The organism is Mycobacterium cookii (assembly GCF_010727945.1).
GTDB classification, from domain to species: Bacteria; Actinomycetota; Actinomycetes; order Mycobacteriales; family Mycobacteriaceae; genus Mycobacterium; species Mycobacterium cookii.
The window spans coordinates 2,949,354-2,965,574 of the sequence record NZ_AP022569.1 but is presented as its reverse complement, the minus strand read 5'-3'; the positions used below and the strand labels follow the sequence as shown (position 1 = coordinate 2,965,574).

The window sequence follows — 16,221 nt, the reverse complement described above, 5'->3', positions numbered from 1 at the left end:
CGCTCAGAAGCTATTGAACAGGTCCAACCACGGTGCATCGAGGAATGTCACCAAGCCGTCGCTGGGACTGAGACCCGCGGACGCGTCGATCAACGAGGTGAGGTCGGTGTTGCCGAACGGGGTCACGAGCGTATCGGTGATGAGGTTGTGCCCGTCGGTTCCCAGCCCCGGCAGGTCGGCGTAGACGCTCGCGAATCCGCTGCCATAGGTCGTCATGTCGATGATCGAGCCGTCCGGCAGCACCGTCGGGTCGCTGGAGTCCGTAACGAGCAGCGCCTCGGAGTAGTGGCTGTAAAACATCTCCTGAATGTTGGTGACGTCGGCCGTGAAGGTCGTCGACGGTGTGTCCGAGCCACCCGAGTAGATGCCGAACGTGTCGGTGCCCTGGATCGAGGCGTTGCCCGGCGGCAGCCCGTTGATCCCGGTGAACGCCTCCTGCGCCCCCGAGATCGGGTGGATGGTGGCGTCGCCGAACGTGATCGGGTGCAGCGCCGTACCGTCATTGAGGCCCAGGGATGCGTCGTAGGGGGCGAACAGGTACGTCAGGTCCGTCGTCTGTCCGGTGGTCGTGTCGATCAATGTGTCGGTGACCTTGTCGATGCCGTCGGCCTGCGGAATCGACGAGTAGACATTCGACATGTTGCTGTAATCGATGATGTTGTAGATGGATCCGACCGGCAGCGAGTCAGCGGTGCCGGTGTCTTTGGTGACGAGGAATGCCTCGGTGTGGAATCCGAGGCCGTCCCTGGTGGTCGTTTCGACCGCGTTGAAGGTCGCATCCGGATTGCTGTCGACCTCGAAGGGTTGATAGCCCTGAAGCGCGATAGTGAGCGGCGGCAACCCGTTTACCGCGGTGATCACCGGATCGGCAGTCGACGTAATGCCGTCGGGCAACGCCGGGGCGACGTCGGCCGCGTCAAAATCAAGCGAGTCGACGAACGGGGAGATGTCGAATGTCCCAAACGGGGACTTCAAGACGTCGGTGACCGTATCGATGCCGTCGGCGTCGGGGATGGCGGAATAGATGTGTTGGATCTCGCCGCCGAAGCTGGTGGTCGTGCTGATGATCGAGTCGGCGGGCGGGGCTACCCCGGACGAATCTGTATAGCCCGGGGCGTCGGGGCTGACGTAGAGCACCTGGCTGGTGACCAGATTGGCGTCGGACGACGGTGATACGTACGGCGAGAGATACGGCGATGTCGACTCGTAGCCGAAGAAGGTGCCATCGGTGTTGCCATCGCCGTCGACGACGTCGAACTGCTGGTAACCCTGCACGCTTTCGTTGATGCCCGGTGGAGCCGTGGCCATGTTGTACAGCCCGGTCACTTTTTCCGGTGCGACGGGAACGAACGTGTAAGACGACGCGTCGAAAGAATCTGCGGCGAGCGGATCGGCCGCGATGGTGTCGGCGACGGCGACGGCGCCCGAGAGCAGTGCGGCGCCGACGAGCCCGCCGGCAGCGGCGGCCAGGGTGAGGGTGAGGGTAAGGCGACAACTGTTCACGGGTGGGCGCTCCCGGTTCTGCTATAGGTCTCTGAACAGCCTCTTTCCGATTGGAGGTGACCGCGAGTTTAATTCCAGTCGACTGCAAGCCTGGGAATTTCCCGTAAAAACGGTATGACGAACCTGAGGAAACGCGCGCCAAGTTGTTATTCGAGCGGCGCCTGCGCACCCTCGAGTGCGACGGCGCGAGCAAGTCGGGCATAACGCAGTTCGAGGTCTTTGAACCGCAGGTAGGTGTTCAGCGTGCTGAAGCTGAACGCGATGATCAGCGCATACAACATCAGGTCGGTGCCGCGGTCGACGCCAAGCCAGTGCGCCACCACCGTGGTGTCGTTGGGCCGCAGCACGGCGTACACCCCGGCGAACACGAAAGCCAGGAAGCCGACTTTGACCCAGGCTTGCGACTGGACGCTGCGACGCGAGCGCAGCAGGAAAACCACCAGCGCGAAGATCGAGGCGATGAGGAGACCCTGTATCCAGTTCAACGCGGCATCCTTCCTCGCAAGAATCCATCGACGACGATGTTGACGCCGTTGAGCAGCGGTTGCCCCTTGGCCGAGGAGTATTCGGTGTAGAGCACCTCGACGGGTTGTTCGGCCACCCGCCAATGGTTTTCGGCAATCAGCATGACGAATTCGGTGGCGTGGCTCATCCCGTTCATGGTGATGTCCAAGCCGTCGGCGACGGTCTTGTTGAACACTCGCAGCCCGTTGTTGGTATCGGTCAGGCCCAACCGGCGACCGCGCGGGCTCAGCCGCACGGCTGTTTGCAGCACAAGCCTTTTCAGCAGTGGTGGCCTGCTGACCCCCTGGCCGAATCGCGTGCCGATGACGATGTCGACGTCGCCTGAGCCCAGCCGCTCGATCATCGTGACGACATCCTGGACGCGGTGCTGCCCGTCGGCGTCGAAGGTGGCGAAGACCTGCGCGCCGGGCTGGCTGCGGGCGTACTCGACGCCGGTCTGAATCGCCGCGCCCTGACCGAGATTCACCGGGTGGCGCACCAGATGCGCCCCGGCCCGCAGGGCGATGTCGCCGGTGCCGTCGGCGCTACCGTCGTCCACGCACACCACGTTGGCGAAAACCGACCGCAGAGCGGCGATCACGTCGCCGATGACACCGGCCTCGTTGAAGGCCGGGACGACGATCCAGGCGTCCGAAGTTTGACTGGGCATGTCAAGCCCACAACGTACACGCCCGACCGGCCGATTCGGCTGATCAGCCGCGGCTGCGTGCCAGCGCGGCCAGGTGTACGCCGATGCCGACCAGCGGGCCGCAGCACAGTGCGACGACGGTCCGGGTCTGCAGCGGCAGCGGCAACACCAGCAGCAGCGCCGAGGCGACGGTCGCGCAGACCCAGCCCAGTGCGTACGCGCGATGCAGCGCGGCTGCGACCGCCGCGGCGCCGGTGAGCGTCAGCATCGCGATCGCCAGCGCGGCCGCGGTCAGCCAGGCCAGCAGCCCACCGGTCGCGTGATAGTCGGGCCCGAAGCCGACCCGCAACAGCCACGGGCCGACGAGGCCCGCTGCCAGCACGCCGGCCGCCCCGATCGCCCCGATCAGCGCGGCCGGGGTGATCAGCGCGCGCAGTCGCTTGGTCCGTTCGTCGACGAAATGGGCGATCAGATTGCCCTGCATCGCGGTCAGCGGCACCAGTAGCGGCGCGCGGGTCAATGTGACCGCCAGAATCACCACCCCGCCCTGCGCACCGAGCCCATGAGATGTTCCATCCAGCGACGTGACCTTCAGCAGCACCGGAAAACCCATCACCAGAATCGCGCTGGCGCCGGCCGCGGTGATCGAATGGGCCGCGCCGCGCAGAAATGTCGCGGTGCCGCCCGGGGTCAGCAGTCGCGCCGCGGCCCTGGTCGTCGGCGAGGCGACGATCATGATCAGCCAGGCCAATGCGCCCGCGACGGTGGCCCACAGAAACCCGACCAGGCTCCAGCCGACCACGACGGTCGCCACCGCGACCGCGACGCGGATGACGGCATCGGTGACCATCAGCGCGCCGTACTGTGTCCATCGGCTGGTGCCGGCCAGCATCCCCAGCAACGTGGCGTGCAGGCAGAACCCGGCCAGACCGACGCTGAGCAGTCCCACCGAAAGCCAGCGGGCGTCGGTGAACACCCGGCCGCTCCACAGCGGTGAGCTGCCGGCGATCAGCACGGCGGAGACGATCCCGACCATGCCGGCGACCCTCAGCGGATGCGTACGTTGACCCGGCAGTACGTCGGCATAGCCCGCGGCGCGGACTTCCCGGGTGGTCTCCTGAAGCAGACCGTTGGCCGCGCCGGTGACCAGCCCGAACCCACCCCAGAACACCGCGAAGACGGAGAAGCCCGCCGGCGCCAGATCGCGGGCGGCCAGGTAGACCACCGCGTAGCCGCAGAGGGCGGTCACCGCGGTCGCGGTGCCCACCCTGGCCACGCTGCTGCGGGCAATCGGGCCGGCGAATGCCCCGATAGCAGGAGTGCCGCCCACTTCCGTCACGGTTCGAAACTACCCACAGCCAATTCCGGGCCCGGCACGCTGGGACGACCTCGACCTGACAGACTCATCGGCGGAGGGGAGTATTCCTCGGCCGCGGTGTCGTCATCACGTCGCCCACCATCGGGCGTCCGTACCGCGGGCCGTCGTGACCGCGACGGTGGAAGAGACCTCTGGTTTTCACCGAACCGGAGGTAAGCCCGTGCACGTCTCATCGCTGGAATGGATCGTCACCCTGGCGGTGACGATCGGCGTGCTGATGTTCGACGTCACGGTGATGGCGCGCCGATCGGGTGAACCGACCATGCGCGGCTGCGCGATCGCGTTGTCGGCCTATATCGGGCTCGCGATCGGTTTCGCCGTCTGGACGTGGTACTTCCATGGCCGGCAGTTCGCCGTGGAGTTCGTCGCGGGATGGCTCACCGAGTACAGCCTGTCGGTCGACAACCTGTTCGTCTTCGTCATCGTGATGACGAGCTTCAAGGTGCCCAGGGTGTATCAGCGCGAAGCGCTGCTCGTCGGGATCGTGCTCGCGCTGATACTCCGCGGCGTGTTCATCGCACTGGGTGCGGCGGCCATTCAGCAATTTTCTTGGATCTTCTACCTTTTCGGCGCTTTTCTGGTCTACACCGCGGCGCGGTTGGCGCGTGGCACCGCGCACCAGACGAACACCGAGAACGCCGCCGTCCGGTTCGCCCGCAATCACGTGAAAGTCACCGACTCCTGGCACGGTCTGAAGCTCGTCGTCAAGGAGGGCTCGCAGCGACTGATGACGCCGATGGCTCTGGTGATCCTGACCCTCGGCGCCGCAGACCTGCTTTTCGCGCTGGATTCCATTCCCGCGATCTACGGTCTCACCAGCCAGGCTTATCTCGTGTTGGCCGCCAACGTGTTTGCGTTGATGGGCTTGCGGCAGCTGTATTTCATGCTCGAGGGTCTGCTGGGGCGGCTGGTGTATCTGTCGAAAGGCCTCGGCATCATTCTGGCGTTCATCGGCGTCAAGCTGATCCTGCACGCGTTGCACGAGAATCAACTGCCATTCATCAACCGCGGCAAGCACATTGACGTTCCCGATATACCGACGTCGGTCAGTCTTGCGGTGATCGCTGCGACGCTGGTCGTTACCGCGGCCGCCAGTGTGTGGAGCAGCCGACCCGGCTAGGCCTCGATGGCCGCGGCGATGCGGCGTTCGATCGCCGCCCGGGTCGGAGCGGGCAGCACGATCAGCCCGTCGAGTTCCTTGCTTGCCCGCGTGTAGGCGTTCTGCCGTTCCTGAGGCGACGCCGCGGCGTCCTGAGCGAGCTGCAACAGGTGCTGCGCGCGCGCCAGCCGGTCCTGGTCGTCGTCGGAAAAGTCGCTGCGGCGTCGGCGGATCGCCTCGGTCTCGGCGACTTCGAACGCCACGACGTATTCGTGGACGGCATCGCGATAGTCCAGCTGCGCGGCACGGTCCTCGAGCAGGTCCTCGGGCCGTTCCGGGCGCAGCAGGTCCGCCTGGCGCTTCGCCTTGTGAAAGGCGACGGTCAGCGGATTGCGCATGTCGGTCATCGACGGAAAGTCGAGCAGTTTCGCGATGTCGACTTCGTAGTCCAACCACCGCGCGTCGGTGCGGTCATGCTCGGCGAGCAGCTTGATGACTTCGCGTCGGTTGCTGTCCTTGGTGTTGCGACCGCGACCGGATGCCTCGGCTATCGCGATCTTGGTCTGCTGCTTCAGCCGATACCGTTCCATCCGTCGCTCGGCCCGGCGTTCGTTGGCCGCGGCGATCGCCCGCACACCCCCGCCGATCGCACCGCCCAGCGGGAAGATCAGCCACCAGAAATTGGCGGCGAAATGCATCGGGCCCATCTTGACAGGATGCCACCGCTGCGCAGTGCGCGCCGTGAGACCAGTTAGTGGCCTTCGGTTTTGAACCGCTCGATGGAACGCAGCACCTCGGCCTCGGCGTCTTCGCGGCCGACCCAGTCGGCGGTTTTGACGAATTTGCCCGGCTCCAGCGCCTTGTATTGGGAGAAGAAGTGCTTGATCTCGTCCAGCTCTTGCTGCGGCACGTCGCCGATGTCCTGGATGTGATCCCAGCGGTGGTCCTTGGCCGGCACGCACAGCACCTTGTCGTCGCCGCCGGCCTCGTCGGTCATCCGGAACATGGCCACCGGCCGCGCCTTGACCACCACACCCGGAAAGACTGACTGGGGCAGGAGCACCAAGGCGTCCAGTGGATCGCCGTCCTCGCCGAGGGTGTTGTCGATGAAGCCGTAGTCCGTCGGATAGACCATCGACGTGTAGAGATAGCGGTCCAGGAAGACGCGCCCGGTCTCGTGGTCGACCTCGTACTTGTTTCGCTGACCCTTGGGGATCTCGACGATCACCTCGAACTGCACCGGCTCGGCTCCTTCGCCTGGAAATCACTGTTTGTCGCTTGGCGTTGATCGTAGGGCTCCCGCGCCGCGCCGCTCCGCGGGGGTTTGCAGCAGAATGGGCGCAAACGTTGTCAGGAGAGTCATGCGTCCCACTCAGTGGCGGCCCGCCACGCACCTACTGGTGGGCGTCGGCGTGCTGGCCGTCGTCGCCGCGGTGGTGGCCGCGGCCGCGATGCTCACCGGCAGAGTGCATGGCGCCGCCCACGCACAGGTTCCGCCGCCGCCACCGGGCGTGACCGCCAAGTCGAGCATTGTCGCGGCGTCCGGCGATGCGCAGATGCCGACCCGGTCCGGGCTGGCCGCCGCGCTGGCGCCGGTGGTCGCCGACCCCAACCTGGGCAAGCTGGGCGGCCGGGTCACCGACGCGATGACCGGCCAAGAACTCTGGAGCCAATCCGACGACCTGCCGCTGCAGCCGGCGTCGACCAACAAAACGCTCACCACCGCCGCTGCCCTGTTGGCGCTGGACCGCCAAGCCCGGGTCACCACGCGGGTCGTCGAGGCCAGTGAGCCTGGGGACGCTGGAGTGATCGTGCTGGTCGGCGGCGGCGATCCGACCCTTTCGGGTGCGCCGCCCGGACAGGCCACCTGGTACCACGGTGCCGCCCGGCTCAGCGACCTCGCCGACCAGGTCCGCCGCAGCGGCGTGACACCGACGGCCGTCCAGGTGGACACGTCGCTGTTCAGTGGGCCGACCTTCGCGCCGGGCTGGGACCCGGCCGACATCGAGGGCGGCGACATCGCGCCGGTCGAGTCGGTGATGCTCGACGCCGGACGCATCCAGCCGGCGACCGACGAGTCACGGCGGTCGACGACACCGGCCCTGGACGCGGGCCGCGCGCTGGCCACTGCGCTGGGCCTCGACCCCGCCCGGGTGACTGTCACCGGCAACGCCGTTTCCAGCGGCGCACGCCAACTGGCCGCCGTGCAATCGGCCCCGCTGATCGACCGGCTCAACGAGATGATGAACGTCTCGGACAACGTGATGGCCGAGTGCATTGCCCGCGAGGTCGCGGCATCGATGCAGCGGCCGTTGAGCTTCGCCGGCGCCGTCGACGCGGTGACCAACCGACTGAACACAGCGCACGTCGACACCGGCTCCGCGATACTGCGGGACTCCAGCGGTTTGTCGGTGGACGACCGGTTGACCGCCAAGATTCTCGACTCCGTGGTGCAGGCGGCGGCCGGCCCCGACGAGCCCAAGCTTCGACCTCTGCTCGACCTGTTGCCGATCGCGGGCGGTAGCGGCACGCTGTCCGATCGTTTCCTCGACGCCACCTTCCACGCCGCCGGGCCCGCCGGCTGGCTGCGCGCCAAAACCGGCTCGCTGACCGCGATCAACGCGTTAGCTGGGGTGGTGACCGACCGCAGCGGACGGGTGCTGACCTTCGCGCTGATCTCCAACGACGCCGGGATGAGTGGGCGCACCGCCATCGACGCGGTGGCCTCCACCCTCTGGTCGTGCGGATGCGCACCATGACGTCGTCAGCGGAGTTGACGGTCGGGCGCACGGTCGACTGGGGGTTCGCCGCGACGGTCGGTCAACGGTTGGCGCGGCCGGGCCCGCCGTCCACCGACTACACCCGCCGCCAGGCCGTCGACAACCTGGCGACCGCCGCCAAAGCGGCCGAACCGCCGGTTCGTGACGTCACCGGTCTGCACACCGACGGCGTGGTGCCCGACGCCCGCATCATCGACCGGCCGGGCTGGATTCGCGCCGCTACCGAGTCGATGCGGGTGATGACCGGCGGGACCGACAAGCCGCGGGGCGTGATCAGCGGGCGGATCACCGGTGCTCAGACCGGCGCGGTGCTGGCGTTCGTTTCATCCGGGATTCTCGGCCAGTACGACCCGTTCACCGACGACGGCGGGGCGCTGTTGCTGGTTTACCCCAACGTGATCGCGGTCGAGCGCCAATTGCGGGTCGAGCCAGCCGATTTCCGGCTGTGGGTGTGCTTGCACGAGGTCACCCACCGGGTGCAGTTCACCGCGAACCCGTGGCTGTCCGGATACATGTCGCAGGCGCTGGGTGTGTTGACGACCGACGGCGCCGACGACGTCACGAAGGTGGTCGGCCGGCTGGCCGAATTCGCCCGGGCCAGAGGTGAATCGTCGGCGGCCGACCCTAATTCGTCCGGCATTCTCGGGCTGCTGCGCGCCGTGCAGTCCGAGCCGCAGCGGAAAGCCCTCGATCAGCTGCTGGTGTTGGGCACGCTGTTGGAAGGGCATGCCGATCACGTGATGGATGCGGTTGGGCCCGTGGTGGTTCCGTCGGTGTCGACCATCCGCGCCCGTTTCGACGAACGACGTCACCGCAAACAGCCACCGCTGCAACGCCTTTTGCGGGCGCTGTTGGGGATCGACGCGAAACTGAGCCAGTACACCCGGGGCAAGGCCTTCGTCGACCATGTCGTCGACCGGGTCGGTATGCAACGGTTCAACGCGGTGTGGACCAGTCCGGAAACCCTGCCCCGACCAATCGAAATCGAGTACCCGCAACAGTGGATCGACCGGGTGCTGTAGCCGAGCTCCGCGAGGCTGTTGCGGCGTTCGCCAAGCAATTCGTCCCCACCGCCGACAGCTGGTGTGTGGCGCTTTCTGGCGGGCCGGATTCGTTGGCGCTCACCGCAATTGCGGCGACGATGCTGCCGACGACCGCGCTGATCGTCGACCACCGTCTGCAGCCCGGCTCGGCCGATGTCGCCGCCACCGCACGTCAACACGCCCGTGATTTGGGATGCGTTGACGCGCAAGTGCTTTCCGTGCAGGTAGGTGAGGACGGCGGCCCGGAGGCCGCCGCCCGTGCGGCTCGCTACGGCGCGCTGGCGGCCGCGTGTGGTGATCACCCGGTGTTGCTGGCGCACACCCTCGACGACCAGGCCGAGACCGTGTTGCTCGGACTGGGCCGCGGTTCGGGCGCCCGGTCGATCGCCGGCATGCGTGCATACGACCCGCCTTGGTGTCGTCCGCTGCTCGGGGTGCGACGCGACGTGACGCATGCCGCCTGCGCGGCGCTGGGTCTGCAGGCCTGGCATGACCCGCACAACAGCGACCGCCGCTTCACCCGGACCCGGCTGCGCCACGAGGTGCTACCGCTGCTCGAAGAGGTGCTCGGCGGCGGCGTCGCCGAGGCCCTGGCCCGCACCGCGACGGCGTTGCGCGAGGACACCGAACTGATCGACTCGCTGATCGATCAAGCGTTGACTCGATGCGCGACCCTCGACGGGCTCGACACCGCGACGCTGGCGGCGCTGCCCGCGCCGGTCCGTCGCGGCGTGATCCGCCGCTGGCTGATCGCCGGCGGCGCGGTCGGCCTGACCGACAAGCAGATTCGTGCAGTGGATGCCCTCGTCACCGGATGGCGCGGCCAGGGCGGGGTCGCCGTCGGCTCCGCATTGCGCCGGCAACGGTTGGTCGCCGGCCGACGCGACGGACTGCTGGTGCTGCGTTGTGAATCTGTCCGCCCGGCGACGATGCAGAGCGCGCAGCGCGATGAGGCGGGGGCACCTCCCGCTTGCGGGGGCGAGGCGGGCAATTGACCTAGCGCCGACCAGCGGTGGTTTCCGGCCCGAAGGCATGGCACGCTGTGCTCGTGACGGCGGAATCTCCGGAGCTGTATCCAGGGGACATCAAATCGGTCCTACTGCGCGAAGAGCAGATCCAGACCCGCATTTCCGAACTCGGCGCACAGATCGCCGCGGACTACCGCGAACGGTCCATCGGTGACGGCCGCGACCTCCTGTTGATCACCGTGCTCAAGGGCGCTGTCATGTTCGTCACCGATCTGGCCCGCGCGATCCCGCTGCCCACCCAGTTCGAATTCATGGCGGTCAGCTCCTACGGATCGTCGACGTCGTCGTCGGGCGTGGTCCGGATCCTGAAGGACCTCGACCGTGACATCAACGACCGAGACGTGCTGATCGTCGAGGACGTCGTCGACTCCGGGCTGACGTTGTCGTGGTTGCTGCGCAATCTGAACTCCCGGCGTCCACACTCATTGCGAGTGTGCACGCTGCTGCGAAAGCCGGACGCGTTGCGCGCCAACGTCGACATCGCCTACGTGGGCTTCGACATTCCCAACGATTTCGTGGTGGGTTACGGCCTCGATTACGACGAGCGTTACCGCGATCTGCCCTACATCGGAATGCTGGACCCGCGGGTCTACCAGGACTGAGCCGGCCTTAACGCAGTTCCCACACCGCGGTCACCGAGAAGCTGACCGTCTGCTGGCCCGGCTCCAACGGAACGGCGGACGACATCGCGCCCCGCAGCGGCCCGGGTGCCGGCGGCGTGCCGCCCGCTGCCTCCGAGATCGAGATGATCTTGCCCAACCCGAGGCCGGACAGCGAGGCGTACTGCTCGGCCCGGTCCTTGGCGTCCTGAAATGCGCGGGCGCGGGCGTCTTTCACCAACTGTGAGTCGTCGGCGATGGAATAGCTCACCGAGTTGATCCGGGTCGCTGTTCCGCCGGTGCCGACGACGACGGCCAACACCCGCGACGCCGAGCCGGCGGGGTGGATCTTGACCCGGATCGAGTTGTTGGCCCGGTATCCGGAGATGGTGTTGCCGGCGCTGTCGAACTGTGGTTGCAGGGTGACGTCGGTGGTGCTGATGTCCTTGCGGTCGACGCCGGCGCCGGCCAGGGCATCGATGACGGCCTGCTGCCGTGCGTTGGTCTGATCCATCGCCGCGGTGACGTCCGGAGCGATGAATTCGATGGCCACGTCGGCGGTGAGGGTGTCCGGGACGCCCTGGACGTGTCCCGAGCCTATGACGGTGACCTGACGCGGATTGCTGCTGACGCGTTCGTGGTCGTGGTCGCAGGCGGCCGTCGTCGCGGCCAGGCCCGATGCGAGCACGATGCCGAATGTGATCTTGGCGCGGCGGGAGAGGGGCATGGTTGGCACCCTAGTCGTGCGCGACGGCCGCGGAGGTCGCGTCGTCGTTCAGCGCGCTGTGTCGGCGGCCCCACACCACGTAGAAGACCATCGCTACGGCGACCCATCCGCTGAACGCGATCCAGGTGTACCAATGCAGGCTGAACAGGATGTAGGCGCACGCCGCGATCGACAGGAACGGGGTCAGCGGGTAACCGGGCACCCGGAAACCGCGCGGCAGGTCGGGTGCCTGGATGCGCAGGACGATGACTCCGGCCGACACCACGATGAACGCCGTCAGCGTGCCGATGGAAACGGTTTCGGCCAGCTTTTCCAGCGGCACCAGCGCGGCGAGGACGGCGACCGCCAGCGCCACGATCATGGTGTTCCTGACCGGTGTCATCGTGCGCGGGTTCACCTTGGCGAACATCGGCGGCAGTAGGCCGTCGCGGCCCATCGTGAACAAAATGCGGGTCTGGCCGTACAGCGTCACCAGCGTCACCGAGAAGATGGATATCACTGCGCCGGCGCACACCAGGGTGCTGCCCAGGGTATTGCCGGTGATGTGGTCCAGTATCACCGCCAGCACCGCGTCTTCGCCCCTGAACTCCTGCCAGGGCTGACTGCCCACGGCGGCAACGGCGACGAGGACGTGGATCGCCGTGACGATGAGCAGGGCATAGATGATCGCGCGCGGCATGGTGTGCTGTGGATCTTTGACTTCGTCACCTGCGGTGGAGACCGCATCCAGGCCGATGTAGGCGAAAAAGATTGTGCCAGAGGCCAAGCTGATGCCCGACATGCCGAACGGCGCCAGGTCGGAGAAGTGGCTCGATTTGAAAGCGGTGAACGCGATGGCCGCGAAGACCACCAGCACGCTGAGCTTGATCACCACCATCACGGCGTTGGCCTTCGCGGATTGACTGGCGCCGCGGATCAACAGGACGGCACACATCGCCACCAACACGATGGCCGGCAGGTTGACCACACCCGGCGCGAAGTCCCACGGTCCCGCCGAGATGGCTTGCGGCAGATGGAATCCGAGGACATTGTCCAGCAGCTTGTTCAGGTACTGACTCCAGCCGACCGCGACGGCGGCGGTGGACACACCGTATTCGAGCAGCAGGCACGCCGCGACACCCATCGCCGGAAGCTCACCGAGGGTGGCGTAGCAGTATGAGTATGCCGACCCGGAAACCGGTACCGCCGAGGCCATCTCGGCGTAGCAGACCGCGGCCAGGCCCGCCGCGATGCCGGCCAGGATGAACGAGATGACAACCGCCGGCCCGGCTTGTGGCACCGACTGCGACAGCACGATGAAGATACCTGCGCCGACCGTCTCGCCGACGCCGAACATCGTCAGCAGGAAAGTTCCAAGGGTGCGTTCGAGTTGAGCCGAGGCCCCGTCCGCTATCGGCGCACCGGTGATTGGTCGACGCCGCAGCATCTGCCGTCGCAGGCTGTTCGCCGGCGTTGGCATGGTGCCTCCTCGGAAGCATGTGTGGTCGCCACGTCGTGCTCGATCGCGGTGAGTTAGCCAGTTTGCGTCACGATATACCAGCGGCCAGCACCGCCGCCCGCTGAAATTCGGCTGCCACCGAGCGGGCGATTCGGCGACGGCCTGCCGTCACGGTCGAGCGGTGTTATCGAATTGTATTGTCGCATAGGACTGTTAGATGCAATGATCTTGAATCGGCAACTGCCGCACGCCGGAGGCGAGTTACGGTGTCACCAGTATCTTGCAATGCCGGTCCGGGTCGGCGAGATCGTCGAACGCCGCCCCGACGTCCTCGAGGCCGACGTCGCCGGTGATCATCGGGCTGACGTCGATGTCACCTTCGGCGATCGCCCGCAGCGAGTCGGCGAACTCGTTGGGGTCGTACGCCAGCGAAAACTGAACGTTGATCTCCTTGGCGATCGCGAAGAACGGGTGCACGGTGTCGGGTTGCATGCAGACTCCGACGACGACCAACCGGGTGCCGTGTCGGGCGCGGCGCAAAACGTCGTCGATGATGCCGGGCACGCCGACGGCTTCGAAGACCACCGCCGGGGTGACGGTGTCGAACGGTGAGCCCTGAGCCGGGTCGAGAGACTTGTGCGCACCCATCGACGCCGCGAGCTCACGTCGCTTCGCTGAAAAATCAGCCCCCACAATGTGTTCGACGCCGCGGGCACGCAGCGCGGCGATGACGGCGATGCCGATCGGACCGCAGCCGAGCACCAGCGCCGTCTCGCCCGCTTGCACGCCGGACTTGTTCACGGCGTGCAGTCCGACCGCCATCGGTTCGGTGAGTGCGGCATGCTGCGCGTCGAGGCCGTTGGGGATGGGCAGCAACAGCGGCGCCGACAGCAGCATCCGTTCGGCGTAGCCACCGAGGGTGGTGTTGCTGTAGACGATCGGTTCGACGTGTTTGCCCGAGATCAACACCGGAATCGACGTGATCAGGGTGCCGGCCGGAAAGGTGTCGGTGTCGGGCCCTGCCTCGAGGACCTCGGCGCTGAACTCGTGTCCCATGAAGATGTCGCGGCCCAGGTCGATGTTCATACCGCCGTCCATCTCCGCGGTCAGCGTGAGCACCTCAGCGCCGTGCGCGGCGAAATGCAGGTCAGAGCCGCAGATCCCGCAGGACCGCACCGCCACCAGCACCTGGCCCGGCCCGGGCGCCGGTTCGGGCAGGTCGTCGCGGTACACCATCCGGCCGTCGCGCAGCACCGCGCCGCGCATCAGTTGCTGTGCTCCGTCTCGAGTTCGCTGGTGTGCTGGGTGATCGCGTTGACCACCGCCTGGCCTGCGCGGCCGAGCAACTGATCACGCATGCCCCTGGCCCAGTCGTGCGAAGCCCGCGACGCTTCCAGTTGGCCTTTGAAATGGGGAATCACCTTGCGGGCGAACAGATCGTAGGAGTGGAACGTCGCCTCGGGCGATGCCCAGTCGTGGCCGAGTAGCAGCAACGTGCCGAAGCCGCCCGACCGAGCCAGCAGGTCCTGGACATAGGCGATGCCGTCTTCGGGCGTGCCGATACAGCAGTTGCCTTGTCCGGCATAGTCTTCGACGAACTCATAGGCGGACTGCTCACCTTCGACCGAATTGGCCAGCGGCACGAAGCCGGCGGCGCCGAAGTAGTTCGCAAAGTCCTGCAGCCCGTAGGTGCAGTCCTCGATCGCCTGCTCACGGCTGTCGGCCAGATGCATGATGCCGAGCACCCGCCATTGCGCCCGGTCGGGTTCGTCACGTCCGGCCTTGGCGGCTTGTTCGCGCACGATCTCCCAGGTGTTGTCCAGCGCCGCGTACCCGCCCGGCACGGACATCGACAGTGACAGCAGCGACGTGCCCAGTGCACCGGCGAGCCGTGGGCCGGATGGCGAAATCATTGCGGCCGTGGAGATTTCCGGGTAGGGCCAGGTGTAGGGGCGGACATGCAGCTGCGCGTCGCGCAAGGTGAACCAGTCCGTGTGGCGATCGACCCGCTCGCTGGGTGCGGCACGGAACAAGGCCAGGATCGCCTCCAGCGATTCCTGCATCATTCTGCGCTGCTCGACCGGATCGATGCCCATCATGTGGGCGTCCGACGGGAGGGCGCCGGGGCCGGCGCCGAACATCACCCGTCCGCGGGTCAGATGATCCAGCAGCACCCAGCGGTCGGCCACCATCAGCGGATGGTGGTAGGGCAGCGACACCACGCCGGTACCCAACCGGATGTGTTTGGTCCGTTCGGCCGCTGCGGCGATGAACACCTCGGGGCAGGCGATCAGCTCGTAGCCGCCGGAGTGGTGCTCGCCGAACCACGCTTCGTCGAAGCCGAGCCGGTCCAGCGCCTCCACTCGTTCCATGTCGTATTCGAGTGCCCGCGTAGGGGATTGGCCCGTCGGATGAAACGGGGTGATGAACACACCGAAATTCAGCGGCCGGTTCATGACGGCTGCGCGCCGGCCCTCAGGCTCGACAAGAAGTCCAGCAGCACCTCGTTGATCTCATCCGGACGCTCCTGCTGCAGCCAATGCCCGGCGCCGTCGATCAGCACCTCGCGGTAGCGGCCGGTCACCACTTCGGTGGCACGGTCGGGGCGCATGAAGCTCAGCACCGGGTCGTCGGTGCCGCCGATGAACATGGCCGGCACGTCGATGGAGGCCGCCGGAGGGTCGGCCATGATTTCCCAGTTGCGGTCCAGATTGCGATACCAATTCAGCCCGCCGGTGAATCCGGTGCGGGTGAATTCGGAGACGTAGTGGTCGATCTCCGCGGCGCTGATCCAGGCGGGCAGACCGTCGGCCTCCGGCAGCCGCGCGATGAAGCCGTCCGGACCCGGCCGGATCATCCGCAACGCGGCCTCGGGGTCGTCGGATCGCGTCAGGCCGCCCAGCATCCGCGCGATGGTCGTGCCGGGATCGCCGTCCAGCTCGGCATCGGCGGCTCCGGGCTCCTGGAAATACAGCATGTAGAAGAAGTTGTCGCCGAAGATCGCCCGGAACGCCTTGGTCGGCGGGATCTGCGCACGCGGTACCGGTGGAACGCTCATCCCGACCACCGCTGACACCCGGTTGGGATGCAGCTGTGCTGAACTCCACACCACCTGCGCGCCCCAGTCGTGGCCGACGAACACCGCCTGGTCGGCGCCGACGTGGTCGAGCAGACCGATGAGGTCGGCGGACAGCGCGGCGACGTTGTAGTCGGCGATGTCGGTCGGGCGGCTGGATCGGCCGTAGCCCCGCTGGTCGGGGGCCAGCACGTGGTATCCGGCGGCGGCCAGCGCCGGAATCTGGTGGCGCCACGAATAGGCGAGCTCGGGAAATCCGTGCGCCAGCACTACCAGCGGGGCGCCACGCTCCCCGGCCTCAAGGGTGTGCAACTGCACGCCGTTGGTCTCGATCGTGTGCTCGGTGACGGGGAGGGTGTCAGACACAGTCTCACCAAAGCACACGCGGAGTCCGCCC

16 protein-coding genes are annotated in these 16,221 nt (G+C 66.8%); 5 read left to right on the top strand and 11 right to left on the bottom strand.

All coding sequences use genetic code 11. From position 1 onward, the window contains the following. Positions 1 to 3: 3 nt before the first annotated feature. From G6N27_RS14070 to G6N27_RS14055, 4 genes are all read right to left on the bottom strand, one after another. Complete coding sequence (locus G6N27_RS14070; RefSeq protein WP_163776889.1) at positions 4 to 1,503, bottom strand: hypothetical protein; 1,500 nt, start codon at positions 1,501 to 1,503, stop codon at positions 4 to 6. Positions 1,504 to 1,649: 146 nt separating this feature from the next. Continuing rightward, on the bottom strand, positions 1,650 to 1,988 hold the full coding sequence (locus G6N27_RS14065; RefSeq protein WP_163776888.1) for a DUF2304 domain-containing protein: 339 nt from the start codon (positions 1,986 to 1,988) through the stop codon (positions 1,650 to 1,652). After that, entirely contained in the window at positions 1,985 to 2,677 is a 693-nt protein-coding gene (locus G6N27_RS14060; protein ID WP_163776887.1) for a glycosyltransferase family 2 protein, read from the bottom strand. Before G6N27_RS14060 ends, G6N27_RS14065 begins: the two co-directional genes overlap by 4 nt. 43 nt (positions 2,678 to 2,720) lie before the next feature. After that, complete coding sequence (locus tag G6N27_RS14055; protein WP_163776886.1) at positions 2,721 to 3,995, bottom strand: hypothetical protein; 1,275 nt, start codon at positions 3,993 to 3,995, stop codon at positions 2,721 to 2,723. 199 nt (positions 3,996 to 4,194) lie between these two features. Here G6N27_RS14055 and G6N27_RS14050 point away from each other — a divergent pair, with 199 nt between their 5' ends. Further along, on the top strand, positions 4,195 to 5,154 hold the full coding sequence (locus G6N27_RS14050) for a TerC/Alx family metal homeostasis membrane protein (protein WP_163781786.1): 960 nt from the start codon (positions 4,195 to 4,197) through the stop codon (positions 5,152 to 5,154). Here the strand turns inward: G6N27_RS14050 and G6N27_RS14045 are convergent. Continuing rightward, positions 5,151 to 5,840, bottom strand: a complete 690-nt coding sequence (locus G6N27_RS14045; protein ID WP_163776885.1) for a hypothetical protein — start codon at positions 5,838 to 5,840, stop codon at positions 5,151 to 5,153. The genes G6N27_RS14050 and G6N27_RS14045 overlap by 4 nt on opposite strands. A gap of 44 nt (positions 5,841 to 5,884) precedes the next feature. Next, positions 5,885 to 6,373, bottom strand: a complete 489-nt coding sequence (locus G6N27_RS14040) for an inorganic diphosphatase (protein WP_163776884.1) — start codon at positions 6,371 to 6,373, stop codon at positions 5,885 to 5,887. A 121-nt stretch (positions 6,374 to 6,494) separates the two neighbouring features. On the opposite strand from G6N27_RS14040, the gene dacB reads away from it, so the two are divergent. From dacB to hpt, 4 genes are read left to right on the top strand one after another with little or no spacing between them, the layout of a single operon-like run. Beyond that, positions 6,495 to 7,892 (top strand): D-alanyl-D-alanine carboxypeptidase/D-alanyl-D-alanine endopeptidase, encoded by a 1,398-nt coding sequence (gene dacB, locus G6N27_RS14035; RefSeq protein ID WP_163776883.1) that lies wholly within the window; start codon positions 6,495 to 6,497, stop codon positions 7,890 to 7,892. Continuing rightward, entirely contained in the window at positions 7,889 to 8,935 is a 1,047-nt protein-coding gene (locus G6N27_RS14030; protein ID WP_163781784.1) for a zinc-dependent metalloprotease, read from the top strand. The genes dacB and G6N27_RS14030 overlap by 4 nt, the downstream gene beginning before the upstream one ends. Further along, positions 8,914 to 9,951 carry a tRNA lysidine(34) synthetase TilS gene (tilS, locus tag G6N27_RS14025; protein WP_163776882.1) on the top strand — a complete coding sequence of 346 codons (1,038 nt, stop codon included), beginning with the start codon at positions 8,914 to 8,916 and terminating at the stop codon, positions 9,949 to 9,951. Before G6N27_RS14030 ends, tilS begins: the two co-directional genes overlap by 22 nt. A gap of 17 nt (positions 9,952 to 9,968) precedes the next feature. Then, positions 9,969 to 10,586, top strand: coding sequence for a hypoxanthine phosphoribosyltransferase (hpt, locus tag G6N27_RS14020; RefSeq protein WP_163776881.1), 618 nt, complete (start codon positions 9,969 to 9,971; stop codon positions 10,584 to 10,586). 7 nt (positions 10,587 to 10,593) lie between these two features. Here hpt and G6N27_RS14015 read toward each other — a convergent pair whose 3' ends face one another. From G6N27_RS14015 to G6N27_RS13995, 5 genes are all read right to left on the bottom strand, one after another. Beyond that, positions 10,594 to 11,310 carry an SIMPL domain-containing protein gene (locus G6N27_RS14015; protein WP_163776880.1) on the bottom strand — a complete coding sequence of 239 codons (717 nt, stop codon included), beginning with the start codon at positions 11,308 to 11,310 and terminating at the stop codon, positions 10,594 to 10,596. Between the two features lie 10 nt (positions 11,311 to 11,320). Next, on the bottom strand, positions 11,321 to 12,769 hold the full coding sequence (locus G6N27_RS14010) for an APC family permease (RefSeq protein WP_170308170.1): 1,449 nt from the start codon (positions 12,767 to 12,769) through the stop codon (positions 11,321 to 11,323). A 240-nt stretch (positions 12,770 to 13,009) separates the two neighbouring features. Then, on the bottom strand, positions 13,010 to 14,014 hold the full coding sequence (locus tag G6N27_RS14005) for a zinc-binding dehydrogenase (protein ID WP_163776879.1): 1,005 nt from the start codon (positions 14,012 to 14,014) through the stop codon (positions 13,010 to 13,012). After that, positions 14,014 to 15,204, bottom strand: coding sequence for an LLM class flavin-dependent oxidoreductase (locus G6N27_RS14000; protein WP_163776878.1), 1,191 nt, complete (start codon positions 15,202 to 15,204; stop codon positions 14,014 to 14,016). Before G6N27_RS14000 ends, G6N27_RS14005 begins: the two co-directional genes overlap by 1 nt. After that, a complete protein-coding gene (locus G6N27_RS13995) occupies positions 15,201 to 16,190 on the bottom strand; it encodes an alpha/beta fold hydrolase (protein WP_163776877.1) in 990 nt (329 codons plus the stop codon). The genes G6N27_RS14000 and G6N27_RS13995 overlap by 4 nt, the downstream gene beginning before the upstream one ends. Positions 16,191 to 16,221: the final 31 nt, after the last annotated feature.